Origin of the sequence: Collinsella sp. AF02-46-1 (assembly GCF_003465825.1) — a bacterium.
In the GTDB taxonomy this organism is placed as follows: domain Bacteria; phylum Actinomycetota; class Coriobacteriia; order Coriobacteriales; family Coriobacteriaceae; genus Collinsella.
Map to the genome: position 1 here is coordinate 82,193 of NZ_QSBV01000010.1, position 10,875 is coordinate 93,067.

The following is a 10,875-nucleotide window of genomic DNA, read 5'->3' on the forward strand; positions in this document are numbered from 1 at the left end:
TCTGGAAGCGGAGTTTTTAGGATAAGAGGTACGGAATCGATGAGAACGGCAAAGCGCATACTCGCAGAGTTCATGACGGTGGTCATGGTGCTCCAAGCATGCTCGCCCACGGTGGTTGCTGTGGCGGCAGGCTGGCAGAACATCTCGAACGAGATTGCTGCCGCATCTGCGAAGGCGTTGGATACTGCCGAGGGCGGCGAGACCAACGGCGATGTCACGATCGGGTCTGGGTCGAGTGATACCGGTGCCGACAGCGACAGTGCTGGGGATGACGCGGCGAAGGATGACGCTGCAGCAGGCGATACCACCGATAGCGCCATGGGTTCCGATTCCACGGGCGACCAGACGGAAGGCGACGATGCCGCTGACGATGCCGCCGCTGACGACGCCGAGCAAGATGCCGATGATGCGACTTCGGAGGACGCTGAGGCCCAGGCGGGTGCGACGATCACGGATTTGAAAAAGCTTGTCGAGCTGCTCAAGGCTAATGGTGCGGAAAACATCGTGCTCAAAGAAGATAACAGTGGAATCAAAAGCCTCAATGTCAAGTCGTCGGAGGCGTTCGCCGCCCTGTCTAACGCCGACGCTTCGCTTTACTATGATGCGCAGATCAAGGTTATCATCACGGGCGATGCGAAGCTCACCGAGTCGGCTAATAACGGCATGTCTTTCCAGGGCTTTGGCAGCGATGAGCATCCGTTTGAAGGCAGGATCTATAGGTCGCTGAATGGCGCTGATAGTCCCGTCGAGCTCACGACTGATCGGACGGTTTTTAATAGCCTCAAGCTGACCGACCAAAACAATATGGTCAAGATGAAGTGGGTGGGCGCGACTAGCTATAGCGCGCCGATGGTCGCTTCGAAGGTCAGCGGTGCGGAAAACAGCGAAGAGAGTAAGACGCTTAACGCGTCGGTTGACATCGCGGGTCCCGTTGATAAGAAGGATGATACGACTTCCGTCTTGACGGCACCCCTCCTGGGTGAGACGACGGGCTATCTTGCTGCGAAAGTTACCTATAGCTTCACCGGTTCCCACAAGATTCTCAAGGTGAATGCGACGGGCAACATTGGCTTGATTGGTAACACGGTCGAAAGCGGGGCCTTGACGGTTGAGTCCGTCACGTTCCCCAACGATCTGGCCTCAGGCGGAACCGTCGAAACGAGCTCTGACAACGCTGGGCTGCTCGTAGGCGAAGTCAAGGACGGTGCGACCCTGAGCGTCGGCACCCTGACCAATGTTCCCGCCGCCACCGTCCAGTCCACGAGCGGCTTTGCCGGTGGCGTTGTAGGCCTCGTTGGCTCGAGTGCAGGTGCCATGGTCAACGTCACGGAGGCTCTCGACCTACACGCGCTCACCGTCAAGGGCACCACCGCCAGCGGCGGTTTTATCGGCAAGGCAGCCAACCTCACGCTTACCGTGGGTACGGATAACAGCGGAAAAGACGCCTCGGGCAATGCCATCACCATCAAGCCTGCACGCGCGGTTGGGTCATCATCGGCCGGCACGTATGCAGGTGGCCTTATCGGCGACGCCTCGTTTGCCGGCAAGTTCACCATCAATGGCGACATCTTCGACTTTGGCGAGGGCGTGGATCTCAGCGTATCCAACACGAGCGTCGCTCCTTCTGCCGGCGGACTGTTCGGCGAGCTCGACATCTCGAACGGCGATGTGACCGTCAGCGGCGGATCGTATACAAGTACGTTGCAAAACGGAACGGACAACAACAATAGCGTGCGCGGCAACTACGGCGGCTTGGTGGGCAAGCTGTGGGGCAGGAAGGATGGCGAGGCACTGCGTGCGTTCACGGTGCAGGATGGCGCCGCGGTGTCGTTTGGCGTGGGCTCCAACGGCAAGCTCACCTATGCGGGCGGCCTGGTAGGCTACCTTGGCGAAGGCAACGGGAGTCCCAACGAGTCTGCCGTGGTCATTGATGACGCAACGGTGACATGTGCAACATCGGGCTACGCCAGCAATAGTGGCAAGTATGGCGGTGCCGTGGGCGTCGTGGACACAAAAAACGTTCTAGAAGTGCGCGGCCTAAAGGTCGAAACCGCCGGCAACGCCACCATCGGCGGCTCGAACGGCGGCTTTGCCGGAGTCGTCGGATCGTCGTGGCGCGGCATCGTTAAGTTCAGCGGTGTCACCGATCTGTCGGACGCCAGATTCGCGGAAAACGACCACACCGCGCAGCTAGTCTATGAGAACTTCAACTCACTCATTTTTGCCGCGGGTAGCGGAAGCGACGGCGGTGCCACCGCAGGCGATATCACAAAATGGCAATACAAGCGCCCCACCACTCAGGTCAAGATTGATGACATCTACAGCTATGGTCAGGTCATTCGCCTGGGCAGTGGGCTGAGCAATGATCTCATCACCATCAACGATTCGCACCAGTGTATCTTTAAATCGAACCTCGTAAAAACTGGTGGCGCCTTTGTGCTGGCAGGCGTCGACGATTTCGCAAAGCTGGCGATCACCTGGCAAACGAGCGGGTACTTCTCCGCCGTGGAGGACGTTGCGGATGACAATTTCGCTCAGATTCCTTCGACGAACATCACGCTCTCCGCAGACATCAACCTTTCCGGCACAGGTCTTACCGGCCTTACCAAAGACCGACAGCCCAAAGAGCAAGCCGGCGTTAACGAGAACAACCACAGCTTTACCGCCACGCTCAACGGCAACGGTCACACCATAAGTCTGGCGGTGGGCGAGCCTTACGGCATGCGCGGCAATAGCGAGGTCAGTGCCACCAGTGATGGCAACGGCAAAATCTATCGCCACGGCCGCCTGGGCTTGTTCGCAGCAATCAACGGCGCAACTGTCTCCGACGTCACAATCGCCGGCTCTATGAAGTTCGATAACGGCGCGGCCATTGATGCCGGATCGCTTGCGGGCACCATTGCGGGCGGTCTGACGCTGTCTGGCGCAACGTGCAAAACGAATATCGCGTGCGATGATACGTTCGCTAACGATGTGAACATTAACGATGTGAACATTGGTGGTATTGCGGGCAGCGTGTCGACAGCTTCCACGGTTACGTTTGGGGGCAGCAGCAAGGCTCAAGCGACCATCGCTGCAACTAAAACGCTTAACGGCAATATTCGCATTGGCGGCGCCATCGGCTATGTGGGCGATTATGCCTCGACATTCAATGTTACGGGTCTCGAAGCCGGCGGCAAAATCGAAACCGGCAATTGCGCCAGCGGCAAGATTGCCCAAGTTGGTGGCCTTATCGGCTGCATCGCACAGGGTAAACAAGAAAACGTGACAAACAAGACCAATGTGGCGACCGTCAACATCGCAGGGTTGGTGTTCGATTCGTTCGCCATGAGCGTCGGCAAAAACGGCGATAAGCTCAATGGCGCGGGCGGTCTCTTGGGTTATAGCTGGGGCAACGCGGTCGTAACTATCGGAGATAACAGCGTTAACAAGGATGTAAACTCCTATGCTCTGAGAACAACCAAGGCCTCAATAACTGCGGAGAATTCCAAGGAGCTCGGCGGTCTTGTATACGCCGCTAGTGGCCACTGGGTCATCAACGACTATGCCATCGACCTTTCGGGTGCAACCATTAACGCGAGCAACGCCGAGATGTTGGGCTTGCTCGTCGGCCGTGGCAGCAGGGTAGCCGACGGAATATACGGTTCCGAGCCGTATGCGGGATTATATCTAGAAGATAAGGCTTATTGGGGTACTGCCTATAGGGTCGAAGGCATTCATGTTGCGGAAGCTAAGTCCATAAAGAAGTTTGATGAATGGGTTGGCGACGGCAGGAAGCCAGGCAGCAAGCTAATCGATGCCGAATGGAACACTGTCGTTTCACTTCACACCAAAGACGACGTTAATAATGGCAAGCTCGACATGAGCGGAAATCCGGGAAGCGATAACAGCTATCACAATCGAACGGATTTCGGCAACTCACGCAAAACCAACGCTTGGACGAGGTATTACTACAATCTTGACAAGGCGTATACGGTAGTAGGCAGCAACTCAAAAAATAGTAGTGCGAGCAGCTGGATGGACCGCCCGGAGTACTTGTTGCTTTGGTGTGCATGCCTGTATGCCCCGCCTGCAATTCAGGGCTATATCATTCCGGGAAATCGTGAGATTTTCAAAGGAAACAATATTGGTACGAACGGTTCCGAGGGCGTGGCTATCAACCTAGAGGGATACAGCTTCTACCCCACCAACCCCACCAGTAATTCCACGGTAACGGTAAAAAACGCAACCATTACGTTCCATTATTCCGATATTAAAGCTGAGCAAGAAGGCAATAAAAAGAATAACGAAGCCACGCAGCACGAGAATATGCACTGCGCTCTCATCCGAACTCACACGGGCGATCTTAAGGTTGAGAATGTCACGCTTGCTGGTACCGTGGGCTCTGTTGTGAGCGATTGGGGAAGCTCGTCTGGCGCGCTTGTGTGTCGCTATATCTACGGACCCGTCAAAAAAACCAATGTGGCACAAATCACGATAAACGGTTTAGTGCTCGATGGTCTTGCGGTCGATGGTGTGACGAACGCCACCCAATACGCTCCACTGCTAATCAACCAGATGCAGACCCTTGTAAACCTTGATGCGAAGAATATCTCGGTAACCGATTCGTACAATAACGGTACGAAAAAAAAGATTGCAGCTACAAGCTTGTTTGGCGAGCTCGGCGTGGGAGATAAGGCCAATCAGGTCATAGCGAAGTTTGAGAAAATAAGCTTGCCCAGCCAAACGGACAATTCGATTTTTACCCACGCGAGCCTGCTGGAGAGCTTTGGCTACGCGACCGGCGGCACGGGCTCGGCGGACTATACCTTTACAGCAGATGCCGCTCAAAATGACAAGGTGACCTACGGATCCGAAATTGATAGGAAAGGCACGGAGTACTCCGGCAAGCAGCTTTGGTATTACGATGAAGCGACGTATGGCACCCCTAACGGCTTGGTGAAGGCTGGGGATAAGACGGCGAATGTCGATGCCCCGGTGTTCGGTGACTATCTTCCTTATGTTTATAAGGGGAAGGCCACCGAGAGCAATGTCCAGTACCACGAAATAAAAGTCAACCAGCGTATTCCAAAGCTGATAACGGGATGTGGTACATATGGCGATCCGTATACCGTTAAGGACGCGACGGAGATGAACGCCATCGCCAACTACATCAACAATAGCGTGGCATTGGATGGCTGGGAAGTCACCATTGCCGCTGACCAGAGTGCGCTTTGCACTCGCCGCAGCGACCAATCGACCAACAATGAGGTTACGTACGTCTATAAGCAGGCAAACGGTACTGATAAAAAATGGGAGAGGAAGATCGGCGATAAGACCGATCCCGAGCAGACGCTGAGCGACGAAACCGTGCGCCGCTATATACAGAGTGCGTATTACAGCATAGAGCCTGACAAAGATAGTAAGATTACCGTCGATGCGACATCGTTTGGCGGGTTTGGCAACAAGGCCAATCCGTTCCGCGGTGTTATCGTTGGCGATCTGGGCGCCTCGACTGCAACAATTGAGATTGAAAACAACAAGGGCGAGCTTCGCGGCCTGGTTCCCTATAGCTATGGCAGCGTGGTACGCAACCTCAACATCAATTATGTGAACGAGTCGGCGGCGATTACTTATTCTGCCAAGGACGCCGACGGTGCCCCAACGGCGTTCTTTGGTGGCGTTATCGGCTGCATCCTTGGTGGCGATAACATTATCGATGGCGTGGTCGTAAATGGGGCGACGGCCGATAACCCCACAACTGGCTTTACGGTTACTGGTGGCGGAACTAAGTCACATCTTGTTCCCGTCGGCGGTTACGTTGGTGCCATTGCGGGCGGCGGTGTGATCTTCCGCAATATGTCAGGGACGTCTTGGCGCGCTGGAACCAGCGACAAGTCTCAGGGGCTTGGAACGGGCAACTTCCGGCAGTACGACAATCCCTACGTTGGCCGTGTGATTGATGGCTATGCCTTTAGCGAGGGCTGCAAAGTCGAAAACGGTAACGCTAGCTACAAGATCAACGAGCTCACAAACAAGGGAACCGCCTGCGTCACTACCACGGGCACCGACAACAAGTATATCGGCACTGATGCCGAGGCACCCGTGACCACGGTGGAAAACGCCCAGGGCCTTTTGGTGCTCTCGGCCATCATTAGCTCGGGTGCGGGTGCTGGAGCGGCACATACCGACTACGCTAATTATGGCGTGTTCCGCGGCTCCAAGGCGTACTGGGGCAGCGATAAGCAGGACCCGGCGATAAACGGCTACCTGTTTGGCAACAAGGAATATGGTAAGGTGCGAAATGCCAGCTACGACTGCGTGGGCAAGCCTGCGAGCGCTGCCGGCGATTTCGAAACCGCCAAAAACGATGACCAGAAGGCCCCGGGCAAACAGGGGTGGCACGGCCCGCTCGACCATGATGACGATGTAAATTCGCCCTACCTGGTGGCGTCCTACGCTGCCGACTACCAAACGGGCTACGTGTGCGCGTCGAAATCTATCGGCATGAGCCTGGAGTTCAAGGAAAATGCCACCTACGATATGACCGGCTACGGCACGGGATACGTGGGCCTTAGCGGCCGTTACTATTCCAATGCTTGCAGCTCGAACGAGGCGTCCACCGATCGCGACCGCATCACGCCGCACGTGGCAACGATCGACGGCAACGGGGCCACCATCACGGTAGGCGCCAAAGATGCCACTTACGGCGTCGTCGAATATGCCGATGACGACTATAAGGTCTCGGGCGTGGGCGGCCTATTCAGCACCGTGATGTTCACCTCAACCAATGTGGGGCAGAGCGTCACCGCGAATGACGGCGCTCAGGTCAAAGACCTTACCTTTAGTAACTGCAACGTATCGCTCACGTACAAAGACGCCAACGGTAGCATTGCCTCGGGACCGGCATCGAACGACCTCATCGGCACCGGCCTATTGGCGGGCGCAACGGCCAACTACGACGGCAACACGCGTGGCGTCTACCGCAACGTACAGATGAAGAACTGCACCGTGTTGGGCGCAAAGAGCGTAGGAGGGCTTCTTGGCAGCTCGGGCCGTACCAGCCGAAGGACGGATAACGACGTGACCTATATGGTCAATTTCGGCTCCGGCACGCAGGCGCCCGCGAATCTCTATGACTGCTCATACACTGGCCTTAGCGTCACGGGCGAGAAGTACGTTGGCGGCTATGTGGGTGCGATCGCCTCGCCGTGCAGCGTGTGGACAACCGCGGCCACGGGGGTATACGAGAAGACTATTGGCAAAAACTCGACCATAACCGCCACGGGAACAACACCCTACGTGGGCGGCGTGTTCGGTTATACCTCCAGTAACGTATCGGTGAACACCAAAATTGGCATCACGGAAGCCGTCGCATCGAGCACGGCAGTCATCTCTGGGGTAAATGTACTCGCCACCGGGTCGAACACCGATAAGTACATGGGCGCCGGCGGTGTGGTCGGAAGCGCCTATAGAGGCGTTATTTCTATAAGCAACGTGCGCATTGATGCCGGAGGCGATGCCAAGAGCGCCATCATCGGCGATGCCACCGGAACGAACAATAGCATCCGTAATGCGGGCGGCTTGATTGGCGAGGTCACGAGCAGTGGCAGCCCCAACACGTACTGGTTTGAGGACTGTAGCGTCGAGAATATCAACATTGCCGGCACCGACCAATGCTCGGGCGGACTTATCGGCTACTACTTCAGCAATGTGAACATAGCCTGCAACAATATCGCGATTGAGTGCGCCACGATCAAGGGCAGGTGGAGCGGCGGTCTACTTGGCGCGATTAACAGCGGTGCCGACGTCATCAACGTCACCAACACAAAGGTATCTAACACAACGTTTGGCGGAACCTCCAACGGCGGCATTGCGGGCGACGGACGCGGCCAGTTCCATCTGGTAAACGTGCTCATGGACAGCAATACCTACAAATTGGGCTCTAAGCAGGGCGTGCTCTTAGGCGAGGTTGACACAAACGGCTATAGCCTCTCCGCAGCGGGCGTGAACGTAAAGCTCGGCAACGGCAAGACCACGCGTGATCTGCCGCCGATGGTTTACACGACCAATACGGCCGCCGTAAACAGGAAGACCTACATCGCGTTCGGCGACTATAAGGACACGCTGCGCGCGCCCGACGAGGGCACCACGCTCTACGGTGCGGACGATACCGCTACCACGGCGGCAAGCCCGTACGTGACCACGAGCCCCGTAAGCACGCTGGCGGTGCGTGCCTCCGACAACGACACCACCGATCGCTACCTGTTTGGCGACGGCGCCACCATCGACACCGCGGCGACCGTCCAGAGCGAGGCAGGCACCGGTGTTGCCGATCGCTACACCTACACGAATATCGGCGGCATTAATGACAACGGCGCCTATCAAAATAAGTCGAGCTACGATGCCTCATCCGTGGCCAGTAAGTTCAATTCGAATAATGATACAAGCAGCAACCAAGCCACAACGGATTTCTCCGTTTTGGTGATCTCTGGCAACGACAACACGACGGTCAAGAGCTATCTAAACATCGTCACGAACGGCGGCTTCTCCGATGCCTGCAGATTGAATAACGAGAATGGCACCAATCCGCACGTGACGGCCAAAGCAGAGGTTTTCCAACTCAAGGACGGTGTGTTCGTTAAGGACGATGACGCGTCGAACAATCCCACGCTTCGCGTGGTGAACAACGGCAAGAACAACATGTCGTTTAGCCCAAGCTCCGATTGGGATAACGGCATGGGTCGCTTTACGCTCCTGACCGTCACCTTTACCGAGGCGGGTCAGAGCTACAACGTTCAGGTGCCGATCATCGTTAAGCGCAAGCTCGAGATCGATTTCACTGCAACGTATGATTACGGCACTAAGTTTAAAGAAAGCGACTACGCTAACCTTGGAAAAGATGCACACGTGCTTACGAGCTTTGGCGAGCCGATGACGGGTCTGCTTACCTGGACATACAATTCTGCCAATGGGAAGGAAGTCGACTTTGGCTGGGACAGCTATATGGCTGCTGGCGGCTCGATGAAGGGGCTCGGTAAGAGCATCCTCTTCAATGGTGCCGACGGAAGGTTGCCCCAGGGCAGCCAGCTTGCGCTCATCGATGCGAACGTTGACGGCCGGGCCGGTGGCAGAGAGTATCACTATACGGTGGGCGAAGGCGGAGCAACGAGCGTTTCCCTGAGCGGAAACGACGGCTTTAAGGATTCTGCGGGCAATCCATATCAGGAGCGATGGCTGAGCGAGATTTTGGATGTGTCGGCCACACAGGATGGCGCCGGCACATGGACCGTGTGTGATAACGAGGCAGAGGCGACCGCTAAAGCGAAACTCGATGGCAAGTGGACGCTGTTTAAGGTTGCGGGTGCTGACGTTCCCAGCAACAGTCGCTATACGCTAGAGGTGCCTAAGGATAACGGCAAGGAGCAGCGTGCGTCGGAGAGCGTCTACCTAGTTGTCAACGTGCCCAAGTCGGGCGACGGCGTGACGCAAGCTAATATCAACGGTTTTACGGCTTCGTCTATTGACTCGAATTCTTCGGGTGCCCGCATATCTTGGAATCTGCATCATGTTTTACGCACCGATGGCAGCGACGATATTCAAAACAGTACGGCATCGACATACAGTATCTTGTCCAATTATGAGCAGAATGTAGTCGACAAAAAAGATGGGGCGTGCATTCCGGTTTCGAAGTCGGAGGACGGTGCCGCCTACGTTCTTTCTCTCGATGTCATGGATACGGTTACGTTTAGCCCGAGCCAATACTATACAGAGAGCGACCATCTGTTCTATCAGCTCGATACATCGCTGTGTCGCTATGGCGCCAACAACAACCTAATGGGAGTAAGCAGTTTCCCGAGCGGAACTTCGGCGATTGCGAAGTTCTATGTTGCCATCGGCAATCAGAACTACAGGTGGAATGGCAGCGATTGGGAGCCGTATGACGCTTCGACGCCTGCGTTTACACAGATTGTGACGGATACGGGTGATGACTCACTGAGGCTCACGCTCGACCATGACCTTGCCGGAATCCGCAAGCGTGCAGCGGGCGGATCCTTTACCGTGCGTACGGTAGTGGAAGAGATTCGCCTTACGCCGGACGGCTGCAACAAGGTTATCTCCCTGTCCAAGCAGTCTGGCGAGGACGCCTGTACCAAGATGTCCTATACCGCCAAGCTTTCGACGCGCGATTCTGGTCTTGCCACCTCGAGCCTGGCGATGACGAAGCGCGGCAACGTTGGATACTATCGCATGGACACGGGTGATACGACCATTACGCTATCGGCGCCTGAGAAGTCGCAGCTTGGCATTAACGTGGACGACCTGCGTCCGATCGCGAATGGCACGATTGGTCTGGGTGCCACGTATGAACTGGGTGGACTCAGCAACGCCGCCGAGGCAATTGCGAACGCAGACTCTGTTGTGTACACGCTCGCGCTTCAGCGCCGCGGAACCGACGGCACGTATGAGAGCGTAACGGATGATATCTCCAACTACGTAACAGTGACGGAGAGTAAGCTTGCCGCGGTCGCTCCCTCCGGTAGCACGATCACCTTCACTGACTCGAAGGAGAACGGCAAGTTCCGAACACAGAACGGCGACACCACGTTTAACCTGCCCTTTACCGTTAAGGTCAACACGCAGGCTGAACAGCGTGATCAGTTCTACGCGAACTATCGTCTGGTGATGACGGCGAGCCTAGTCACGGGCAGCACGGCGAGTGCAACGCCTCAATCGCCCGACTATGTGACCTACACGCTCACGAGGGTGAACCTCAACGGCATCGATCACTAGTTCCGAAGCCAACTAGCTTCGCAAAGGGGGCGGCAACCACCCGGTTGCCGCCCCCTTTCTAGTTCAAGACTTTAGTCTGCTGGCCGCGCAGCGGCCAGCTTT

At 56.0% G+C, this 10,875-nt stretch carries 1 protein-coding gene; it reads left to right on the plus strand.

Features of this window, described 5'->3' with window-relative positions; translation table 11 throughout:
* The first annotated feature begins 39 nt into the window (after positions 1 to 39).
* Positions 40 to 10,773 carry a hypothetical protein gene (locus DWV20_RS05660; protein WP_118256570.1) on the plus strand — a complete coding sequence of 3,578 codons (10,734 nt, stop codon included), beginning with the start codon at positions 40 to 42 and terminating at the stop codon, positions 10,771 to 10,773.
* Positions 10,774 to 10,875 lie beyond the last annotated feature (102 nt).